The 22,233-nt window shown below is 41.2% G+C and carries 18 protein-coding genes and 1 riboswitch; all 18 genes read left to right on the forward strand.

Features of this window, described 5'->3' with window-relative positions; all coding sequences use genetic code 11:
• Positions 1-2: 2 nt before the first annotated feature.
• The 18 genes from ACIY14_RS05810 to ACIY14_RS05895 all read left to right on the forward strand — a co-directional run bounded on the left by ACIY14_RS05810 (position 3) and on the right by ACIY14_RS05895 (position 22,189).
• A complete protein-coding gene (locus tag ACIY14_RS05810) occupies positions 3-920 on the forward strand; it encodes an MBL fold metallo-hydrolase (protein WP_409001885.1) in 918 nt (305 codons plus the stop codon).
• 64 nt (positions 921-984) lie between these two features.
• A complete protein-coding gene (locus ACIY14_RS05815; protein ID WP_409001930.1) occupies positions 985-1,965 on the forward strand; it encodes a nitronate monooxygenase in 981 nt (326 codons plus the stop codon).
• A gap of 173 nt (positions 1,966-2,138) precedes the next feature.
• Positions 2,139-4,112 carry a DHH family phosphoesterase gene (locus ACIY14_RS05820; RefSeq protein WP_409001886.1) on the forward strand — a complete coding sequence of 658 codons (1,974 nt, stop codon included), beginning with the start codon at positions 2,139-2,141 and terminating at the stop codon, positions 4,110-4,112.
• Positions 4,109-4,561 (forward strand): 50S ribosomal protein L9, encoded by a 453-nt coding sequence (gene rplI / locus ACIY14_RS05825; protein ID WP_000864201.1) that lies wholly within the window; start codon positions 4,109-4,111, stop codon positions 4,559-4,561. Before ACIY14_RS05820 ends, rplI begins: the two co-directional genes overlap by 4 nt.
• A 43-nt stretch (positions 4,562-4,604) precedes the next feature.
• Positions 4,605-5,957: a replicative DNA helicase gene (gene dnaB, locus ACIY14_RS05830; protein WP_409001887.1), complete on the forward strand. Its 1,353-nt coding sequence runs from the start codon at positions 4,605-4,607 to the stop codon at positions 5,955-5,957.
• Between the two features lies 1 nt (position 5,958).
• A complete protein-coding gene (locus ACIY14_RS05835; protein WP_001278166.1) occupies positions 5,959-6,234 on the forward strand; it encodes a Veg family protein in 276 nt (91 codons plus the stop codon).
• A 90-nt stretch (positions 6,235-6,324) separates the two neighbouring features.
• On the forward strand, positions 6,325-7,434 hold the full coding sequence (locus ACIY14_RS05840; RefSeq protein WP_409001888.1) for a CHAP domain-containing protein: 1,110 nt from the start codon (positions 6,325-6,327) through the stop codon (positions 7,432-7,434).
• 84 nt (positions 7,435-7,518) lie between these two features.
• Positions 7,519-10,152 (forward strand): DNA polymerase I, encoded by a 2,634-nt coding sequence (polA, locus tag ACIY14_RS05845; RefSeq protein ID WP_409001889.1) that lies wholly within the window; start codon positions 7,519-7,521, stop codon positions 10,150-10,152.
• Positions 10,153-10,255: 103 nt separating this feature from the next.
• Positions 10,256-10,358, forward strand: a riboswitch (TPP riboswitch).
• Positions 10,359-10,430: 72 nt separating this feature from the next.
• Positions 10,431-10,721: an MTH1187 family thiamine-binding protein gene (locus ACIY14_RS05850; RefSeq protein WP_409001890.1), complete on the forward strand. Its 291-nt coding sequence runs from the start codon at positions 10,431-10,433 to the stop codon at positions 10,719-10,721.
• Complete coding sequence (locus tag ACIY14_RS05855; RefSeq protein WP_409001891.1) at positions 10,684-11,442, forward strand: ABC transporter permease; 759 nt, start codon at positions 10,684-10,686, stop codon at positions 11,440-11,442. The genes ACIY14_RS05850 and ACIY14_RS05855 overlap by 38 nt, the downstream gene beginning before the upstream one ends.
• Before the next feature lie 35 nt (positions 11,443-11,477).
• On the forward strand, positions 11,478-12,485 hold the full coding sequence (locus ACIY14_RS05860) for an ABC transporter substrate-binding protein (protein ID WP_409001892.1): 1,008 nt from the start codon (positions 11,478-11,480) through the stop codon (positions 12,483-12,485).
• Entirely contained in the window at positions 12,485-13,213 is a 729-nt protein-coding gene (locus tag ACIY14_RS05865) for an ABC transporter ATP-binding protein (protein ID WP_409001893.1), read from the forward strand. The genes ACIY14_RS05860 and ACIY14_RS05865 overlap by 1 nt, the downstream gene beginning before the upstream one ends.
• A 118-nt stretch (positions 13,214-13,331) precedes the next feature.
• Positions 13,332-13,790 carry a CtsR family transcriptional regulator gene (locus ACIY14_RS05870; RefSeq protein ID WP_409001894.1) on the forward strand — a complete coding sequence of 153 codons (459 nt, stop codon included), beginning with the start codon at positions 13,332-13,334 and terminating at the stop codon, positions 13,788-13,790.
• A 1-nt stretch (position 13,791) separates the two neighbouring features.
• Positions 13,792-16,224: an ATP-dependent Clp protease ATP-binding subunit gene (locus tag ACIY14_RS05875; RefSeq protein WP_409001895.1), complete on the forward strand. Its 2,433-nt coding sequence runs from the start codon at positions 13,792-13,794 to the stop codon at positions 16,222-16,224.
• A 256-nt stretch (positions 16,225-16,480) separates the two neighbouring features.
• Positions 16,481-17,134: a response regulator transcription factor BgrR gene (gene bgrR / locus ACIY14_RS05880; protein ID WP_409001896.1), complete on the forward strand. Its 654-nt coding sequence runs from the start codon at positions 16,481-16,483 to the stop codon at positions 17,132-17,134.
• Complete coding sequence (gene bgrS / locus ACIY14_RS05885; protein WP_409001897.1) at positions 17,131-18,471, forward strand: sensor histidine kinase BgrS; 1,341 nt, start codon at positions 17,131-17,133, stop codon at positions 18,469-18,471. Before bgrR ends, bgrS begins: the two co-directional genes overlap by 4 nt.
• Before the next feature lie 108 nt (positions 18,472-18,579).
• Positions 18,580-19,107 (forward strand): isoprenylcysteine carboxyl methyltransferase family protein, encoded by a 528-nt coding sequence (locus tag ACIY14_RS05890; RefSeq protein ID WP_409001899.1) that lies wholly within the window; start codon positions 18,580-18,582, stop codon positions 19,105-19,107.
• An 82-nt stretch (positions 19,108-19,189) separates the two neighbouring features.
• Positions 19,190-22,189 carry a GAG-binding domain-containing protein gene (locus ACIY14_RS05895; RefSeq protein WP_409001900.1) on the forward strand — a complete coding sequence of 1,000 codons (3,000 nt, stop codon included), beginning with the start codon at positions 19,190-19,192 and terminating at the stop codon, positions 22,187-22,189.
• The last annotated feature ends 44 nt before the right edge of the window (positions 22,190-22,233 follow it).

The raw sequence follows: 22,233 nt of genomic DNA on the forward strand, positions 1-22,233 counted from the left end.
GCATGGCAGAACTCACCTTACAGGAATATCAATTTCATGATATGAAACTGATATGGCTACGTGGAGCCGATAAATTGACGGATGCAGGGACTCTTTTTGGTCCGGTTCCGAAAGTTGTGTGGTCTCGTTACTACCCAACAAATGATGCTAATATGATGGCAGAATTGACGGATCCTATTTTGATCCAGTACAAGGGTAAAAATTACTTGATAGATGCAAGTTTTGATACAGCAAAATTATCCGATAAACAAAGGCGTAACTTAGGAATCTTGTCTGAAAGTCGGGTAGAAGAAAGTTTGGCTCTTTTAGGACTATCGCCTGAAGACATTGACATCGTGCTGATGACACATATGCACCACGATCATTCTGGTGGCTTGACGTATGTGAATGATCAAGGGAAGCTGGTTTCCAAGTATCCAAACGCCAAGATTATTGTGAATGATGTCGAGTGGTATGAGATGAGAAACCCTAATGATCGAACGCGGGGAACTTATCTGAGAGAAAACTGGGAACCGATTCAAGATCAGGTGACGACTTTCTCAGAGTATATCAATGTCATTCCTGAGATTCAAATGATTCGTACTAGTGGTCATAGTAATGGTCATAGTATTGTTTTATTGAAGCAAGGTGAAGATACGATGATCCATATGGGGGACTTGATGTTAACACATGTTCATCGAAATCCTCTCTGGGTTCCAGCAGTTGATGATTATCCTATGAAATCAATTTTAGCAAAGGATAAATGGCTTCGTCAGGCTTTTGAGAATCATTACAAGTTTTTCTTTTATCATGATCAATTTTTTGCAGTAGCAGAGTTCGATAAGGAAGGGAAGGAATTTGTAGATTATGTTTTACGATCTCGCCCTCCGCTCATTCCTTTTACAGATCAGCAGGATCGTAAGCCAGATTTTTTAGGATAGCAGAATATGAGGAGACAAATATAACATTTTCTTGTTGACGGGGATATTGGTGCATCATGCATCCATTTGCCAACAAGAATCAACAGAAAATAAAAGGAGGACTCATATGTCAATTACAAAACTTTTACAGATTCAATATCCAATTTTCCAAGGGGCTATGGCTCAAATCTCGCACTATCAACTCGCAGCAGCTGTTTCTGAAGCTGGAGGATTGGGAATTATTGCTTCAGGTGGTATGACTGGAGAGCAATTACGAGAAGAAATTCGTGAACTGAGAAAGTTGACAGATAAGCCTTTTGGTGTCAACATCATGTTGATGATGAAAAACATCAAGGATATTGTGACTGTTATCATCGAAGAAAAGGTTCCGGTGGTAACTACAGGTGCAGGAACACCTAAGCATATCATGCCTTACTTGAAAGAAGCAGGAATCAAGGTTATTCCAGTTATTGCCAGTGTCAAGCATGCTCAAAAAATGCAAGAATTGGGAGTTGATGCTGTAATCGCTGAAGGTTCAGAAGCTGGTGGCCATATTGGAGAGACCAATACAATGGCTCTTATCCCACAAATCGTTGATGCGGTGACGATTCCAGTCATTGCTGCAGGAGGTGTGGCAGATGGTCGTGGACTTGCTGCTGCGATTGCCCTAGGGGCACAAGGAGTTCAAATGGGAACAGTTTTTCTTGCTTCAGAAGAATGTCCAATTTCTCCAGCCTATAAAGAAGCTATTTTGGCGGCAAGTGATACAGCGACTGCGGTTACAGGCCGCATTGCGGGAGCGCCAGTTCGTTGTATTCGCAATGAGATGACGGATCACTACATTGAATTAGAGCAGAAAGGTACAAACCGAGAGGAACTGGAAGAAATCACGATCGGTTCCCTATCTAAGGCTGTCTATGAAGGTGATACTGTTCATGGTTCAATGATGAGTGGACAAATTGCGGGTTTGGTGAAAGACATCAAGCCATGCAAGGCTATTTTAGAATCAATTGTGAAACAGGCGAAAGAGCGCTTACAAGACATTCGACTAGGATTAGGTGAATAATGTAATCTAGGTGGAAGATTCTGCACTGATGTGGAAAAAGGAGAGCGAGGCATTTGCTGTCCTTTTTTATATATGGTTTTTAAGAGCATCTTGCTATAATAAAAGCAGTGCTTTCTCTTTAAAAGTCGCTTTTTAAGGGCATTTGTGATATAATAATGCGCAAGAGGTTTAGAATGAAAAAAAATAATTTAATCCCGTTTTCTGCGGTCTTGCTAGGACTTGCAACTTTCGGAATCTTAACTTTGCTGATTATTTTTTCACATAATATTGCTGTAACAATCACTGTTTTGTTTTTATTTGTACTGCTTTATCTGCTTTTATTTGTATGGCAAAAAAAACAGTATGAAAAGAGCGAAATTGAACAAATCCAATATGTAAATCACCAAGCCGAAAATAGCTTGAGCACATTGCTTGATCAAATGCCGGTGGGAGTCCTGAAATTAGACTTATCTAGTGGCGAAGTGGAATGGTTTAATCCCTATGCTGAGTTAATTTTGACAAATGAAGAAGGGGAAATTGATGTTGAGTTAATTCAAACCATCATCAAGGCTTCTGTTGGGAATCCTGGTTCGTATGCTACCTTGGGCGAAACACGATATGCTGTCCATATGGACAAGGCTTCAGGCGTTTTGTATTTTTTTGATGTTTCTGGGGAGTACGAGGCAACTGTCGAATTGGTAACTAGCCGTCCAGTCATTGGGGTCATCTCAGTGGATAATTACGATGATTTGGAGGATGCGACGTCCGACTCTGATATCAGCCATATCAATAGCTTTGTAGCTAATTTTGTTTCAGAATTTGCTAGTAAGTATGCTATGTTTTCTCGCCGTGTGGGGATGGATCGTTTTTATTTATTCACAGATTATACAGTACTCGAGGAATTGATGAATGATAAATTCTCTGTTATTGATACTTTCCGAGAAGAATCAAAACAGAGGCAGCTAGCCCTAACTTTAAGTATGGGATTTTCTTATGGTGATGGAAATCATGAAGAGATAGGGAAAATTGCCTTGCTCAACTTGAACTTAGCAGAAGTTCGCGGTGGTGACCAGGTGGTGGTCAAGGAAAATGATGAGACCAAGAATCCAGTCTACTTCGGTGGAGGAACTGCTGCGTCTATCAAACGTACTCGTACACGTACGAGAGCCATGATGACAGCCATTTCTGATAAGATTCGAAGTGTTGACCAGGTTTTTGTAGTCGGTCATAAAAATCTAGATATGGATGCCTTGGGCTCTGCTGTCGGTATGCAGTTGTTTGCAAGTAATATTATTGAAAACAGTTATGCTGTCTATGATGCAGATAAAATGTCAGCAGATATCGAGCGTGCTATCCAGTTCTTAAAGAAGGAAGATACTACGAAACTCTTATCTCTTACAGATGCGATGAAGCTAGTTACAAGCCGTTCGTTATTGATTTTAGTGGATCACTCAAAGACGGCTTTGACCTTATCGAAAGATTTTTATGATTTGTTTACTCAAACTATTGTTATTGACCATCATAGACGTGATCAGGATTTCCCTGAGAATGCAGTCATCACCTATATTGAAAGTGGAGCAAGTAGTGCGAGTGAGCTGGTCACAGAATTGATTCAGTTCCAAAATTCTAAGAAAAATCGTTTGAGTCGTATGCAGGCTAGCGTACTGATGGCTGGAATGATGTTGGATACCAAGAACTTTACATCTCGCGTAACGAGTCGAACCTTTGATGTGGCTAGCTATCTGAGAACACGGGGAAGTGACAGTATTGCTATCCAGGAGATTGCTGCGACAGATTTTGAAGAGTACCGTGAGGTAAATGAACTCATTTTACAAGGTCGTAAGTTGGGGTCAGATATCTTGATTGCCCAAGCTAAGGACTCAACTACTTATGATACGGTTGTCATCAGTAAGGCTGCCGATGCTATGTTGGCTATGTCTGGTATTGAGGCTAGTTTCGTTCTAGCAAAAAATACACAAGGATTTATCTCTATCTCAGCTCGAAGCCGCAGTAAAATCAATGTGCAACGTATTATGGAAGAGTTGGGTGGCGGTGGTCACTTTAATCTAGCTGCTGCACAAATCGAGAATATGAGTCTGTCAGAAGCAGGAGAAAAATTGACCCAACTTATCTTGGATGAACTAAAGGAAAAGGAGAAAGAAGAATGAAAGTAATCTTTTTAGCAGATGTTAAAGGAAAAGGAAAAAAGGGCGAAATCAAGGAAATGCCAACTGGCTATGCTCAAAACTTCCTGATTAAAAAGAATTTGGCCAAGGAAGCGACTGCTCAAGCAGTGGGCGAGTTGCGTGGTAAACAAAAATCAGAAGAAAAGGCTCATGCTGAAATGATTGCTGAAGCAAAAGCCATCAAGGCTAAGCTTGAAGCAGAAGAAACGGTTGTAGAGTTTGTTGAAAAGGTTGGACCAGATGGCCGTACATTTGGCTCCATCACTAACAAGAAAATTGCAGAAGAATTGCAAAAGCAATTTGGTATCAAGATTGACAAACGCAATATTCAAGTGCAAGCACCAATTCGAGCAGTAGGTTTGATTGATGTACCAGTAAAGATCTATCAAGATGTTACAAGTGTCATCAATCTTCGTGTAAAAGAAGGTTAAGTTTACAACTTCTTGACAAGATTGTAAAAGGAAGGAAAGTCGGATGGCAGAAGTAGAGGAACTGCGAGTTCAACCTCAGGATATTTTGGCCGAACAATCTGTTCTGGGGGCTATTTTTATAGATGAGAGTAAGCTCGTTTTTGTCCGAGAATACATTGATTCTCTTGACTTCTTTAAGTATGCTCATCGGTTGATTTTCCAAGCGATGATAGACTTGTCGGATCGTGGAGAAGCGATTGATGCGACGACAGTACGGACGATTTTGGATAGCCAAGGTGATCTCCAAAATATTGGTGGCTTGTCCTATCTTGTTGAAATTGTCAACTCTGTGCCAACTTCAGCTAATGCGGAGTATTATGCTAAAATCGTTGCAGAAAAGGCTATGCTACGTCGCTTGATTTCCAAGTTGACAGAGTCTGTCAACCAGGCCTATGAAGCGTCTAAGCCTGCAGATGAAATCATTGCTCAAGCTGAAAAGGGACTCATTGATGTTAGCGAAAACGCCAATCGTAGTGGTTTCAAGAATATCCGAGATATTCTGAATATCAACTTTGGGAATCTAGAAGTTCGCTCTCAACAAACAACGGATATCACAGGTATTGCAACAGGTTATCGTGATTTGGACCATATGACGACAGGTCTCCATGAGGAGGAGTTGATTATCCTAGCGGCGCGTCCAGCGGTTGGTAAGACAGCCTTTGCCTTGAATATTGCGCAGAACATCGGTACTAAGTTGGACAAGACGGTTGCCATCTTTTCACTGGAAATGGGTGCAGAAAGCCTAGTAGACCGTATGTTGGCAGCAGAAGGTCTGGTGGAGTCTCATTCTATTCGTACGGGTCAATTGACTGATGAAGAGTGGCAAAAATATACCATTGCTCAAGGGAACCTAGCCAACGCGAGTATCTATATCGATGACACACCAGGAATTCGGATCACGGAAATTCGTTCGCGCTCACGTAAACTGGCTCAAGAAACAGGTAATTTAGGTTTGATTTTGATCGACTACCTACAGCTTATCACAGGGACTGGTCGTGAGAATCGTCAACAAGAAGTCTCTGAAATTTCTCGTCAGTTGAAAATTCTAGCTAAGGAGCTAAAGGTTCCAGTCATTGCTCTCAGTCAGTTATCTCGTGGAGTGGAACAGCGTCAAGATAAGAGACCAGTCTTGTCTGATATTCGTGAATCGGGTTCCATTGAGCAGGATGCGGATATTGTAGCCTTTCTATACCGTGACGACTACTATGATCGTGCGGGTGAAGAAGAGGAAGGAATTCCAAATAACAAGGTAGAGGTTATCATCGAGAAAAACCGTAGTGGAGCTCGTGGAACGGTGGAATTGATTTTCCAAAAAGAATACAATAAATTTTCAAGTATCTCAAAGAGGGAGGCATAAGATGTCAGATGCATTTACAGATGTAGCCAAGATGAAAAAAATCAAAGAAGAGATCAAGGCGCATGAGGGACAAGTCGTTGAAATGACTTTGGAAAATGGTCGTAAGCGCCAAAAAAATAGATTGGGTAAGTTAATTGAGGTTTATCCATCTCTATTTATCGTTGAATTTGGGGATGTTGAGGGTGACAAACAAGCCAATGTCTATGTTGAATCCTTCACCTACTCAGATATCTTGACAGAGAAGAACTTGATTCGCTATCTAGACCAAGAATCCTAAAATGAAGTGAGCTTTGCTCACTTTTTTCTTTTTCTCCCGAATAGTATAAACGAGGGTAACCTCAGAAATTTATATCACTAAGGAGAATGAATGACGTTTTTTAAATCAGGAGTTAAGAAGAGTAGATATACTCAGTTGGGTGTAGGGCTGGCTACTTTGTTCGTTACGAGTACTTTTTTGTTTGGTGGGGAATCGGTTCAGGCCGACAGTGTAGCGCGTGGAGATGACTATCCGCTTCACTACAAAAATGGTAGTGTTGAAATCGATCAGTGGCGGATGTATTCTCGCCAGTGTACGTCTTTTGCGGCCTTTCGTTTGAGTAGTGTAAATGGCTTTGAGATTCCTCCTGCCTACGGAAATGCGAATGAATGGGGGCATCGTGCTCGTCGTGAAGGTTATCGTGTGGATACTAAGCCAGAAGTTGGGGCTATTGCTTGGTCGACAGAAGGTTATTATGGGCACGTGGCCTGGGTATCAAATGTATCAGGGGATACGATTGAGATAGAAGAGTATAATTATGGAGTTCGAGAAAAGTATAACCGTCGAAAGGTCAAGGCTAGTTCGATGACAGGTTTTATTCATTTCAGGGATTTATCCACTAGCCATAGTGCGGGTGAGAATGCTCGTAGCTCAGAGCTTCTGTCTAGTGGGACAATAGTATTCACGGGGAAATCGCCTATTATGGACCAACCATCAAGTACAGGACAAGTTATTGACTACTATTATGCTGGTGAGAGTGTGAGTTATGATCAGGTTCTTGAAAAGGATGGTTATAAGTGGCTTGGTTATTTGTCTTATAGCGGTTCTAGAAGATATGTGCAGTATGCAGAGCTAAGCAATACAGAAAAGGGCTGGAAAAAAGAAGGAGGGAGTTGGTATTACCGAGAGAATGGGAAACTCGCAACTGGTTGGAAGAAAATAAATGGCAGTTGGTATCACTTTAAAGACAATGGAACCATGTCAACAGGTTGGGTGAAGGATAGTTCGCATTGGTACTATCTAAAGGCATCAGGGGAGATGCAGACGGGATGGCTCAAGGAAAATGGAACATGGTATTATTTGGAGAGTTCAGGGGCTATGAAGTCTAGCCAGTGGTTCCAGGTAGGAGGAAAGTCTTATTACGTCAATGCTTCAGGGGCTTTAGCAGTGAATACTACTGTAGATGGCTATCGAGTGGATAGTAATGGAGCTAGAATCTAGAAAGAATATAAAAAAGAGGGCTTCACTACCATTTGCCTATTCTTTCCGATGGTATTTTTCCTTGCTTTCCTTTATAATGGGTGTATGGACAAGAAAAAATTATTATTAATTGATGGCTCTTCTGTTGCCTTTCGAGCTTTTTTTGCGCTCTATCAGCAACTGGATCGATTTAAAAATGCTAATGGCCTTCATACCAATGCAATTTACGGATTTCAACTTATGTTGAATCATGTCTTGGAGCGAGTTGAACCCAGCCATGTTTTGGTAGCTTTTGATGCAGGTAAGACGACTTTCCGAACAGAGATGTATGCAGACTACAAGGGTGGCCGTGCTAAAACTCCAGATGAGTTTCGTGAGCAATTTCCCTTCATTCGTGAATTACTAGACCATCTTGGGATTCGCCATTATGAGTTGCCCCAGTATGAGGCGGATGACATCATCGGGACTCTTGGTCGCTTGGCTGAGAAAGATTCCTTCGATGTGACCATTGTCAGCGGGGACAAGGACTTGATCCAGTTGACGGATGAACACACAGTGGTTGAGATTTCCAAGAAAGGTGTGGCTGAGTTTGAGGCCTTTACACCAGCTTATCTCATGGAAAAGATGGGACTAACACCAGCTCAGTTTATTGATCTTAAGGCTCTTATGGGGGATAAGTCTGATAATATCCCTGGTGTCACGAAAATCGGTGAAAAGACGGGTATCAAGCTCTTGCTAGAACACGGTTCGTTAGAGGGTATTTATGAAAATATCGATGGGATGAAGGCTTCTAAGATGAAGGAAAATCTCATCAATGACAAGGAACAAGCCTTTTTGTCTAAAACCTTGGCGACCATTGAGACTCAGGCACCAATTGAGATTGGACTAGATGATTTGGTCTATAATGGCCCAGATGTGGAAAATCTCGGAAAATTCTACGATGAGATGGGCTTCAAACAGCTTAAACAAGCTTTAAATGTTTCGTCGACGGATGCGCCTGAGAGTTTAGACTTCACTATCGTTGACCAAGTGAAGGAGGATATGCTGAGCGCAGACTCCATCTTCCACTTTGAACTTTTTGGTGAGAATTACCATACAGATGACTTGGTTGGTTTTGCCTGGTCCTGTGGGGACAAACTTTACGCTACAGACAAACTTGAGCTCTTGCAGGAGCCGATTCTCAAGGATTTTCTAGAAAAAACACCTCTAAAAGTGTATGATTTTAAGAAAGCGAAGGTTCTTTTAAATCGTTTGGACTTGAACCTGCAGGCCCCTGCTTTTGATAGTCGCTTGGCCAAATACCTCCTCTCTACTGTCGAGAATAATGAAATTTCAACCATTGCGAATCTTTATGGTCAGACTTACATAGTCGATGATGAGACCTTCTACGGCAAGGGGGTCAAGAAAGCTATCCCTGAGAGAGAGAAATTCTTGGAGCATTTGGCTCGCAAGGTTGCTGTATTGGTTGAGACTGAGCCTGTTTTACTTGAAAAACTCAGTGAACATGGACAGTTAGACCTTCTCTATGACATGGAGCAACCTCTGGCTTTTGTCCTTGCCAAGATGGAAATCGCTGGTATCAAGGTCAAAAAAGAAACCCTACTTGAGATGCAAGCTGAAAATGAGGTCGTCATTGAGCAACTCACTCAAGAGATTTACGAACTGGCTGGTGAGGAGTTTAATATCAACTCGCCTAAGCAGTTGGGCGTCCTTCTTTTTGAAAAACTCGGTCTTCCTCTAGAATACACCAAGAAAACCAAGACAGGTTACTCGACAGCCGTGGATGTGCTAGAGCGTCTGGCTCCTATTGCGTCAATTGTTAAGAAAATTCTAGACTACCGTCAGATTGCTAAGATTCAATCCACCTACGTGGTTGGCTTGCAGGATTGGATTTTAGATGATGGCAAGATCCACACGCGCTATGTGCAGGATTTGACTCAGACTGGGCGTTTGTCTAGTGTAGATCCAAACTTGCAAAATATCCCTGTTCGCTTGGAACAAGGTCGCCTCATTCGTAAGGCTTTTGTGCCAGAGTGGGAGGATAGCGTGCTGCTCAGCTCGGACTATTCACAGATTGAGTTGCGCGTTTTGGCGCATATCTCTAAGGATGAGCACTTAATCAAGGCCTTCCAAGAGGGAGCAGATATCCATACTTCGACAGCTATGCGTGTCTTTGGAATTGAACGTCCTGAGGATGTGACGCCAAACGACCGTCGCAATGCCAAGGCTGTCAACTTTGGAGTGGTTTACGGGATTTCAGATTTTGGTTTGGCGAACAATCTTGGTATTAGTCGTAAGAAGGCCAAAGCCTACATTGATACCTACTTTGAGCGTTTTCCTGGGATTAAAAACTATATGGAAGAAGTGGTACGTGAAGCGCGTGATAAGGGATATGTAGAGACCCTCTTCAAACGTCGTCGAGAGCTACTAGATATCAATTCGCGCAACTTTAATATTCGTGGTTTTGCAGAGCGAACTGCCATTAACTCCCCTATTCAGGGTTCGGCAGCAGATATCCTCAAGATTGCTATGATCCAGCTAGACAAAGCTCTAGTTGAGGGTGGTTATCAGACCAAGATGCTCTTGCAAGTGCATGATGAAATCGTCCTTGAAGTTCCGAAATCAGAACTAGCAGCTGTTAAAGTACTAGTGAAACAAACCATGGAAGAAGCCATCCAACTCAGTGTTCCACTCATTGCAGATGAAAATGAAGGGGCAACCTGGTACGAGGCTAAATAAGAAAGTTATGAAAGAGTTTGAAGCATTTGCCTTCAAGCTCTTTTTCATGGTTTTCTGTAAGCAGTTTCCTTGACTTTTCCTTGTATTTGCGTTACTATATGTCCATATAAGATATGGGAGTCTGTGTACAGTCTGAGAGGAAGTGTTAAACTTCGACCGCACCTGATCTGGGTAATGCCAGCGTAGGGAACGATACTTAGCCGAATTCTGCACCTTTTCCATATATGGTAAAGGTTTTTCTTTTTGTCAAAAAGAAAAACTGAGAAGAGGAGGTTTTTATGAAAGCAAGCATTGCCTTGCAAGTCTTGCCCCTATCACAGGGGATTGATCGAATTGCTATTATCGATCAAGTGATTGCTTATCTGCAAGCTCAGTCCGTGACCATGGTGGTGACACCATTTGAAACGGTCTTGGAAGGGGAGTTGGATGAGCTCATGCGCATTCTCAAAGAAGCGCTTGAAGTGGCCGGGCAGGAGGCAGATAATGTCTTTGCCAATGTCAAAATAAATATAGGAGAGATTTTAGGCATCGATGACAAACTTGAAAAGTATACTGAGACGACACATTAGTCTGTTGGGTTTTCTAGGAGTCTTGTCAATCTGGCAGTTAGCAGGAGTATTCAAACTTTTACCCAAGTTTATCCTGCCAACTCCTCTTGAGATCCTCCAGTCCTTTATTCGTGACAGAGAATTTCTCTGGTACCATAGCTGGGCGACCTTGAGAGTGGCTTTGCTAGGTCTAGTTTTAGGTGTCTTGATTGCCTGTCTCATGGCGGTGCTCATGGACAGTTTGACTTGGCTCAATGATCTTATCTACCCTATGATGGTGGTTGTTCAGACCATTCCGACCATTGCCATAGCGCCTATCCTGGTCTTGTGGCTGGGCTATGGGATTTTACCCAAGATTGTCTTGATAATCCTGACGACAACCTTCCCTATCATCGTTAGTATTTTGGATGGATTTAGGCATTGTGACAAGGATATGCTGACCTTGTTTAGTCTGATGCGGGCCAAGCCTTGGCAAATCCTTTGGCATTTTAAAATCCCAGTCAGCCTGCCTTACTTTTATGCAGGTCTGAGAGTCAGTGTCTCCTACGCCTTTATCACAACTGTGGTGTCTGAGTGGTTGGGAGGTTTTGAAGGACTTGGTGTTTATATGATTCAGTCTAAAAAACTGTTTCAGTATGATACCATGTTTGCCATTATTATTCTGGTGTCGATTATCAGCCTTCTCGGTATGAAGTTGGTCGATATTAGTGAAAAATATGTGATTAAATGGAAACGTACTTAAAAGAAGCATTTTGTAAAAAGAAAAGAGGAAATAAAATGAAGAAAACATGGAAAGTGTTTTTAACGCTTGTAACAGCTTTTGTGGCTGTCGTGCTGGTGGCTTGTGGTCAAGGGACTGCTTCTAAGGACAACAAAGAAGCAGAAGTTAAGAAGATTGACTTTATCCTAGACTGGACGCCAAATACTAACCACACAGGGCTTTATGTTGCCAAGGAAAAAGGTTATTTCAAAGAAGCTGGAGTGGATGTTGATTTGAAATTGCCACCAGAAGAAAGCTCATCTGACTTGGTAATCAATGGCAAGGCACCATTTGCTATCTATTTCCAAGACTACATGGCTAAGAAATTGGAAAAAGGCGCAGGGATTACTGCCGTTGCCGCTATCGTTGAGCACAATACATCAGGTATCATCTCACGTAAATCTGACAATGTAACTAGTCCAAAGGACTTGGTTGGTAAGAAATACGGTACTTGGAATGACCCAACGGAACTGGCTATGTTGAAAACCTTGGTAGAATCGCAAGGTGGAGACTTTGAGAAGGTCGAAAAAGTACCAAACAACGACTCAAACTCCATCACACCAATTGCCAATGGCGTTTTTGACACTGCTTGGATTTACTACGGTTGGGATGGTATCCTTGCCAAATCTCAAGGTGTAGATGCCAACTTCATGTACTTGAAAGACTATGTCAAGGAATTTGACTACTACTCACCAGTTATCATTGCAAACAACGACTATCTCAAAGACAACAAAGAAGAAGCTCGTAAAGTTATCCAAGCCATCAAAAAAGGCTACCAATATGCTATGGAACATCCAGAAGAAGCTGCGGATATTCTTATCAAGAATGCCCCTGAACTTAAGGAAAAACGTGACTTTGTCATCGAATCGCAAAAATACTTGTCAAAAGAATACGCAAGCGACAAGGAAAAATGGGGACAATTTGACGCAGCTCGCTGGAATGCCTTCTACAAATGGGATAAAGAAAATGGTATCCTTAAAGAAGACTTGACAGACAAAGGCTTCACTAACGAATTTGTAAAATAATGACAGAAATTAGACTCGAACACGTAAGCTATGCCTATGGCGATGAAAAGATTTTAGAGGATATCAACCTGCAGGTGACTTCAGGTGAAGTAGTTTCTATCCTGGGACCTAGTGGTGTTGGAAAGACCACCCTCTTTAACCTAATCGCTGGGATTTTAGAAGTCCAGTCAGGTAGAATTGTCCTTGACGGAGAGGAAAATCCCAAGGGGCGCGTGAGTTATATGTTGCAAAAGGATCTCCTCTTGGAGCACAAGACGGTGCTTGGTAATATCATTTTGCCCCTCTTGATTCAAAAGGTTGATAAGGCCGAAGCTATTTCCCGAGCGGAAGAAATTCTTGCGACTTTCCAGTTGACAGCTGTACGGGACAAGTATCCTCATGAACTCAGTGGCGGGATGCGTCAGCGTGTAGCCCTGCTCCGGACCCATCTTTTTGGGCACAAGCTCTTTCTTCTTGACGAGGCTTTTAGCGCTTTGGATGAGATGACAAAGATGGAACTCCACTCTTGGTACCTTGAGATTCATAAGCAGTTGCAGTTGACGACCTTGATCATCACACATAGTATTGAGGAGGCCCTCAATCTCAGCGACCGCATCTATATTTTGAACAATCGCCCTGGGCAGATTGTTTCAGAAATTAAACTAGATTGGTCTGAAGACGAGGACAAGGACGTCCAAAAAATTGCCTACAAACGACAAATATTAGCAGAATTGGGATTAGATAAGTAGAAAAATAGGGAGTTGGTGAAGATTATCCTTTATCAGCGCCCTTTTTCTTTTAAAAATGAGAAAATTTCGGTATAATAGTCAAAGATAGTCAAGGTTCAAAGAAGGAGTTTGATTTACTATGAGATTTAAAAATACATCAGATCATATCGAAGCCTATATCAAGGCGATTTTAGACCAGTCTGGTATCGTGGAATTGCAGCGGAGTCAGTTGGCGGATACCTTTCAGGTTGTGCCAAGTCAGATCAACTATGTCATCAAGACACGTTTTACTGAAAGCAGAGGTTACTTGGTTGAGAGCAAGCGTGGTGGTGGAGGCTACATTCGCATAGGGCGGATTGAGTTTTCCAGTCATCATGAGATGCTCCGCGATTTGCTTTACTCGATTGGTGAACGAGTTAGTCAGGAGATCTATGAGGATATTCTCCAGCTTTTGGTGGAGCAGGGCTTGATGACCAAGCAGGAAATGACCTTGCTGACTTCTGTAGCAACAGATCGTGTCCTAGGGGAAGAATCCTCAGTTGTCCGTGCCAATATGCTCCGACAGCTATTACAAGAGGTAGATAGAAAAGAGAAGTAAGATGAACTATTCAAAAGCATTGAATGAATGTATCGAAAGTGCCTACATGGTTGCGGGCCATTTTGGAGCTCGTTATCTAGAGTCTTGGCATTTATTGATTGCCATGTCCAATCACAGTTACAGTGTGGCAGGTGCAACTCTAAATGATTATCCTTATGAAATGGACCGTTTAGAAGAGGTTGCTTTAGAACTAACTGAAACGGACTATAGCCAAGACGAAACCATTACGGAATTGCCCTTTTCCCATCGTTTAGAGGTTCTCTTTGCAGAAGCAGAGTATGTGGCCTCAGTGGTCCATGCAAAGGTGCTAGGGACAGAGCATGTCCTCTATGCGATTTTACATGATGGTAATGCCTTGGCAACTCGCATCTTGGAGAGAGCAGGCTTTTCTTATGAAGACCAGAAAGATCAGGTCAGAATTGCTGCTCTTCGTCGCAATCTAGAAGAGCGTGCAGGGTGGACTCGTGAAGACCTTAAGGCTTTGCGTCAACGTCATCGCACAGTAACTGACAAGCAAAATTCCATGGCCAATATGATGGGCATGCCTCAAGCTCAAAGTGGCGGTCTAGAGGACTACACGCATGACCTGACGGAGCAAGCGCGTTCTGGCAAGTTAGAGCCAGTTATCGGTCGAGACAAGGAAATCTCACGTATGATTCAAATCTTGAGCCGTAAAACCAAGAACAATCCTGTCTTGGTTGGAGATGCTGGTGTCGGGAAAACAGCTTTAGCACTTGGACTTGCTCAGCGTATTGCTAGTGGGGATGTACCTGCGGAAATGGCAAAGATGCGTGTTCTAGAGCTTGATTTGATGAATGTCGTTGCAGGGACACGTTTCCGTGGTGACTTTGAAGAGCGTATGAACAACATCATCAAGGATATCGAGGAAGATGGCAAAGTGATCCTCTTTATCGATGAACTCCACACCATCATGGGTTCTGGTAGCGGTATTGATTCGACTCTGGATGCGGCCAATATTTTGAAGCCAGCCTTGGCACGTGGAACGTTGAGAACGGTTGGTGCAACCACTCAGGAAGAATACCAAAAACACATCGAAAAAGATGCTGCCCTTTCTCGTCGTTTTGCAAAAGTGACGATTGAAGAGCCAAGTTTAGCTGACAGCATGACTATTTTGCAAGGTTTGAAGGCTACCTATGAGAAACACCACCGTGTGCAAATCACAGATGAAGCTGTCGAAACAGCCGTTAAGATGGCGCATCGTTACTTGACTAGTCGTCACTTGCCAGACTCTGCTATCGACCTCTTGGATGAGGCGGCAGCAACAGTGCAAAACAAATCCAAACATGTGAGAATGGACGAATCCGACTTGAGTCCAGCTGACAAGGCCTTGATGGATGGCAAGTGGAAACAAGCAGGTCAGCTAATCGCAAAAGAACAAAAATTGCCAGTTTATAAGGACTTGGTGACAGAGACTGAGATCTTGACTACCTTGAGCCGCTTGTCAGGGATCCCAGTCCAAAAGCTGACGCAAACAGATGCTAAGAAATACCTTAACCTCGAAGCTGAACTACACAAACGTGTCATCGGCCAAGATCAAGCTGTTTCAAGTATTAGCCGAGCTATTCGCCGCAACCAATCAGGAATTCGCAGCCACAAGCGTCCGATTGGTTCCTTTATGTTCCTAGGACCGACGGGTGTCGGGAAGACCGAATTGGCAAAGGCTTTGGCAGAAGTTCTCTTTGATGACGAATCAGCCCTTATCCGCTTTGATATGAGTGAGTATATGGAGAAATTTGCAGCCAGCCGTCTTAATGGAGCTCCTCCGGGCTATGTGGGCTACGAAGAAGGTGGGGAATTGACAGAGAAGGTCCGCAATAAACCTTACTCAGTGCTTCTCTTTGACGAGGTAGAGAAGGCCCACCCAGATATCTTTAATGTCCTCTTGCAAGTCTTGGACGACGGTATCTTGACAGATAGCAAGGGTCGCAAGGTTGACTTTTCAAATACCATTATCATCATGACGTCAAATCTTGGTGCGACAGCCCTTCGTGATGACAAGACTGTCGGTTTTGGGGCCAAGGACATTCGTTTTGATCAGGAAAATATGGAAAAACGAATCTTCGAAGAGTTGAAAAAAGCTTATCGACCTGAGTTTATCAACCGTATTGATGAGAAGGTGGTCTTCCATAGTTTGGACAGCGAACACATGCAGGAAATTGTCAAGATCATGGTGAAACCATTGATTGCCAGCCTAGCAGAGAAAGGCATCGACTTGAAACTGCAAGCTTCAGCGTTGAAGTTACTAGCAAGCCAAGGTTATGATCCAGAAATGGGAGCCCGTCCACTTCGCAGAACACTGCAAACCGAAGTGGAAGACAAGTTGGCAGAACTTCTTCTTAAGGGAGAATTAGTGGCAGGCAAGACTCTCAAGATTGGTGTCAAAGCAGGTCAATTAAAATTTGATATTGCTTAAAAATGGAGAATCAGGAGTGATCCTGATTCTTTTTGTATTTATTTTTATAAAACTAAAGGAAATAAGTTGACAATATGTAAATATTGGTTATAATAAGAATAAATAGATATTAAGATTTGTATAGAATGAAAAAGAGCAGAGTTTCCTGAAATTTCCACCATTTCAATAGAGCCCTGTTTCTTTTTTTGCGTATGAAATGAAAATAATGTAAACCTAGCCAAAGAGTGAATTTTAGATAGGTTAAGAAGGGAAATAGATGAACATTTTAGTTGTAGATGATGAGGATATGATTAGAGAGGGAGTAGCTGCTTTTTTGAGAGAAGAAGGCTATCATGTCATTCTAGCAAAGGATGGACAGGAGGCTTTGGAGAAATTTCATGAGTTCCCTATTCATCTGATGGTCTTGGATCTGATGTTACCGAAGCGGAGTGGATTTGAGGTGTTAAAAGGAATTAATGGAAATCATGATATTCCTGTAATCGTCTTAAGTGCGCTCGGAGATGAGGAAACTCAGATGCAGGTATTTGACCTTTATGCTGATGATCATGTGACGAAACCATTTTCACTGGTGCTCCTAGTCAAACGGATTCAAGCCTTGCTTAGGCGTTACTATGTTGTGGAGGATATTTGGCATTATCAAGATGTGACAGTGGATTTCACATCCTACCAAGCTCGAGTCAAGAACGAGGAGGTTGCAATTAAGCCGAAAGAATTGTTGGTTTTAAAATGTTTAATCCAACATAAGAACCAGGTCTTGAGTAGAGAGCAGATACTCGAGTCTATCTCAAATGATTTTGCAGATTTGCCTCTTGATAGAGTAGTTGATGTTTACATTCGAAATCTTCGTAAGAAGTTGGATCTGGATTGTATTGTAACAGTGAAAAATGCCGGATATAAAATTAGCTTATGATAAAAAACCCCAAATTATTAACCAAATCATTTTTAAGAAGTTTTTCGCTTTTAGGTGCAATTGCTTTGGTCATCCACATTGCCATCTATCTGACCTTTCCTTTTTATTACATTCAGCAAGAGGGTGAGAAGTTTAATGAGAGTGCTACTATTATGAGCAAGTACTTAGAAGGCAAAAATTTTCATGAACTGCCTAGTTTGCTGGAGTCCTATTCGAAATCTCTTCGCATCTCTGCCCATTTGAAAGATGACGTACTGGATAAGAGAATTTCCCTTGTGCACGACTTGGAAATAAAGGAAGGCAGTCCCACTAACTATATCGTAACGATTGACCGTCAGATTACGACAGCTGATGGTAAAAAGGTAATCATTCAATTTATTCAAGGTGTGGATATTTATAAAGAGGCAACACGGATTATGCTTCTCTATCTCCCGTATACCTTTTTAGCAACGCTTGTATTTGCCTTTCTCTTTTCCTACTTCTATACGAAACGTTTATTGGAGCCTCTCTTTTATATCTCAAAAGTTACAGGTAAGATGCAGGAGTTGGATCATGATATTCACTTTGATGAAACGCGAAAGGATGAAGTTGGGGAAGTTGGAAAGCAAATCAATGATGTGTATGAAAACTTGCTGACAGTCATTGATGAATCTGAAAGAAGAAATGAACGGATTATCAGGTTGCAAAAGCAGAAAGTTTCTTTTGTTCGTGGAGCGTCACATGAGTTGAAAACTCCTTTAGCCAGTCTTCGAATTATTCTAGAGAATATGCAGTACAATATTGGGGATTATAAAGACCACCCTAAGTATATAGCAAAGAGTATCGATCAAATTGATCAAATGAGCCACTTGCTCGAAGAAGTTTTGGAGTCCTCTAAGTTCCAAGAGTGGACAGAGTGTAGCGAGACCTTGATAGTCCAGACTATTTTGACGGATATTTTATCTCGCTATCAGGAATTAGCACGCTCAAGAGGAATAGAAATTGAAAATCAATTGACAGATGCTACTAGGGTCGTCATGAGTCTCAAGGCATTGGATAAGGTTTTGACAAACCTGATTAGTAATGCAATTAAATATTCAGATAAAAATGGGCGCGTAACCATATCCGAGCAAGATGGCTATCTTTCTATCAAAAATACCTGCCAACCTCTTAATCAAGAAGAGTTGAATCATTTGTTTGATATTTTTTACCACTCTCAAGTTGTCACAGACAAGTCTGAAGGGTCTGGTTTAGGACTTTATATCGTGAATAACATCCTAGAAAGTTATCAAATGTCCTATAGTTTTCTCCCTTATGAACAAGGAATGGAATTTAAAATTTGCTTGCAAGCAGATTAGTTGTATAAAGCAAAAGAACGAAAATCTCTCCGTTCTTTTTTGTTAAAGTTCACATAGGTTTAACATGAGAATATTATTTTAAATATAGAAAAAAGAAAGGATACTGGTATGGTATTAGCGATTATTTTAGTAACCTTCCTCGTTCGATTGATTTTTTTAAAACGTTCAATGGAGAATGAAAAACGAATCCTTAGCAAGGGCGGGAAAGAATTTGGAGTTGAGAATACAAAACGATTAACGATGGCTCATATTGTTTTCTATCTCTCTTGCTTTGTTGAAGCAATGGTACATAAGACAAGGTTTGATGGCATAAGCATGGTTGGTTTAGTCTTGCTTATTTTTTCTATGCTGATGTTGATGTTGGTGATTCACTTGTTGGGAGATATTTGGACAGTAAAGCTAATGCTTGTCAATAATCACAAATATGTAGATCATCCTCTCTTTCGAATTGTGAAACATCCCAATTACTTTTTGAATATTCTTCCTGAGTTAGTTGGTTTAGCTTTGGTGAGTCATGCTTACGTAACTTTTATCTTTATTTTTCCTGTCTATGCGGTTATTCTTTATCAAAGAATAGCAGAAGAAGAGAAATTACTGCAAGAAGTTATCATTCCTAATGGAAGAATGAAAGGATAGCGAAAATAATATAGCAAATTTCATATACAATTCATATTAGCAGGATATACTGTAGTTAATTAAAATCATGGAGGATATAGATATGTTTAAATCAAATCATGAACGAAGAATGCGTTATTCCATTCGTAAATTTAGTGTAGGAGTAGCTAGTGTACTAGTAGCTAGCTTCTTTATGGGGAGTGTTGCTCATGCTGGTGAGATAAGCTCTAGTGCATCCACAAATAGTGCCAAGGTCACTGAGCAAACTTCATCTAAGAGTAAGGCAGGAGAAAACAAAGAAACTTCTTCTGAAAATAGTAAAAAAACAGAACCAGCTAGAGAAACTTTGAAAGATGCAAAAGAAAAATTAATAAAAGAGCTAGCGGAAAGTGACCTTCCTACAGATAAAAAAGCAGCATATCAGCAGAAAATCGAACAGGCGAATGATACAGAAAGCTTGCTTTCGATAGATAATGATTTTCACCTAGACTTACTAAAACACCATGAAAAGCAGCATATGGAACAAGAAAGGAAGGAAAAAGAAAATCAATCGAAAGATGAAAATAAGGTAGTTCCTCCGACTAAGGAGAGCTCGGAACAGTCTTACGATACTTCTACAAAAGAGAACACAGGTGCGGTCGCTGAAATTCAAAAACGTTTAAAAGAAGAAATCAGAAAAGGTACTCTACCAAATGAGCGGAAAGATTCCTTGATAAAAGAGATTGAGGGAGAATTGGAGAATAGTCATAGAGAGCTGGAAGATACTTTCAAAAAAATCAATGAAGAACTCGACCATCAAAAGAAATTGATTAGCGATATGGCAACTACAAAAGGTATCACTGAAGAGGATAAAAGTTCTTTAGTAGGCGAAATCAATAAAATCAAAGAGCGAATTGTAAATGATTTTAAGAACGAGTCGGATAAATCACTCCAAACGATTAAACAAGAAGTTATTGCTGATCTAGGTAAGTTATTCAAATCTTACAAAGCTTACGTTGAAAAAGAAATTCAAAACTACGTCAATCAACAAGTGGACGAAAACATAAAGGAGAAAAAACTAAACAAAGAAGAAGCAAACGAGGATGCCACAATCAAACAGTTACGCAAGTTGGAAAAAAAGGCGCTTCAGCAACTCGATCAGGCCGCGAAAAATGAAGAGGTGCTGAAGGCTAAACACAGTCTTCTTGATGAGATTGCAAAACTCAAGTCATCTAATGGCAATAAAGAGACAACGAAACCGAGAGACAAACGAAGTGCTAAGGAGACTGATCAGCAAGATTTAGCTAAACAAATTTCAGAAGCTAATCTATCGCTTTCTAATCACATGAGTGAGCTGTTGGATAGAACTAAAAAAGATCTGAAATCTGAGTATGAGTCTAAATTTGATGAATTAATTAAAAATGCCTTAGGAATTGTAAATAAATATAGATCAGAGCTTTCTAAAGCTCAAACAAAAGAGGAACTAAATCGGATTCTAGAAACAGCGAAGTCAGAGCTAAATGCTACTGTGGAGGAATTCAAAAAAGGGTTAACGAAACCAACTGAGCCTCAAAGAAAGCCTGATATGGAAGGTCATATTCCTCCAACTAAAGATGGGAAATCTCAGACACCGACTGAAGAAACGAAAGAGATAGAATCTTTGAAGAATAAGGCTAAGGAAGAGCTAAAAAAACTAGAGCAAGCTTTGGCTGAAGTGAATAACTATCCAGAGTTACCAGAAAATAACAGTGATTATAAGGTGCAGAAAAAAGATATTTGGGATGATTCTAAAAAGATTGCTCCTGATAAAATAAAAGCATTTAGAGAGCAGTTAGAAAAAGGTTCATACACTGCCAAAACTCTCCAAACGTTTATAGATGACTTTATCTATTATCAAATCCATGCACAAATCGAAAAGATGACAAGACAAGTCGCTTTGTATCGAGAAAAATACGCAAAAATTCCTAGTCTAGAAAAAGAATTTGAATCAGGTATCAAGCAAACATGGAATAAGAATTACGCTACCTTAGAAGGAAAATATCTAGCGGATTACTTTAAGGACGAATTTCTTCCATCCTTTAATAAGATTCAGCAGATTGTGGAACTTCAGAGGGCTATCAGTCAGCTTGAAGAAGAAATGAAGACAGTCCCAGATGGAGCTAAGTTAAAAGGTAAGAAACCACACACACCGGCACACCCCGGTACTGAGGATAAGAAGCCATCTGCTCCAAAACCAGGTATGCAACCAAGTCCTCAACCAGAAGGCAAGAAACCACACACACCGGCACACCCCGGTACTGAGGATAAGAAGCCATCTGCTCCAAAACCAGGTATGCAACCAAGTCCTCAACCAGAAGGCAAGAAACCACACACGCCGGCACAACCCGGTACTGAAAATCAGAAGCCATCTGCTCCAAAACCGGGTATGCAACCAAGTCCTCAACCAGAAGGCAAGAAACCACACACACCGGCACAACCAAAGACACATAAAATCTTTACAGCAGCAGATGGCAAGACGAAAGTTTCAGTAGTATTTGATAAACCTACAGATGCTGATAAGTTACATCTCAAGGAAGTAACGACGAAAGAGTTGGCTGATAAAATTGCTCGTAAAACAGGAGGAGGAACAGTTCGTGTGTTTGACTTATCTCTTTCTAAAGGAGGCAAGGAAACCCATGTCAATGGAGAGCGAACTGTTCGGCTCGCGCTTGGGCAGACTGGCTCAGATGTTCACGTCTATCACGTAAAGGAAAATGGCGACCTTGAACGCATTCCTTCTAAAGTTGAAAATGGGCAAGTTGTCTTTAAAACGAGCCACTTCAGTTTGTTTGCGATTAAGACACTTTCTAAGAATCAAAATGTCACTACACCTAAGCAGACTAAGCCGTCTATCCAAGATAGTCAAACACAGATAGGAGAGAGCCAAACTGGAAAATTCCAGAATAAAGAAGTTAATCGTAAATCACTGGCTACTGAAAATGAAACAGTAGCAAAAGGAAATTCTACATCAGCAACTGAGAAGAAATTGCCATCTACAGGAGTAGCGTCTAATCTAGTTCTTGAGATCATTGGTCTCCTTGGTTTGATTGGAACTTCATTCATCGCGATGAAAAGAAGAAAATAATGATTCAGTTTTTTAAAAATATCCACTTTCGATATTTAGCATTT

It is taken from the genome of Streptococcus sp. ST16 (assembly GCF_046098135.1).
Taxonomy (GTDB): Bacteria; Bacillota; Bacilli; order Lactobacillales; family Streptococcaceae; genus Streptococcus.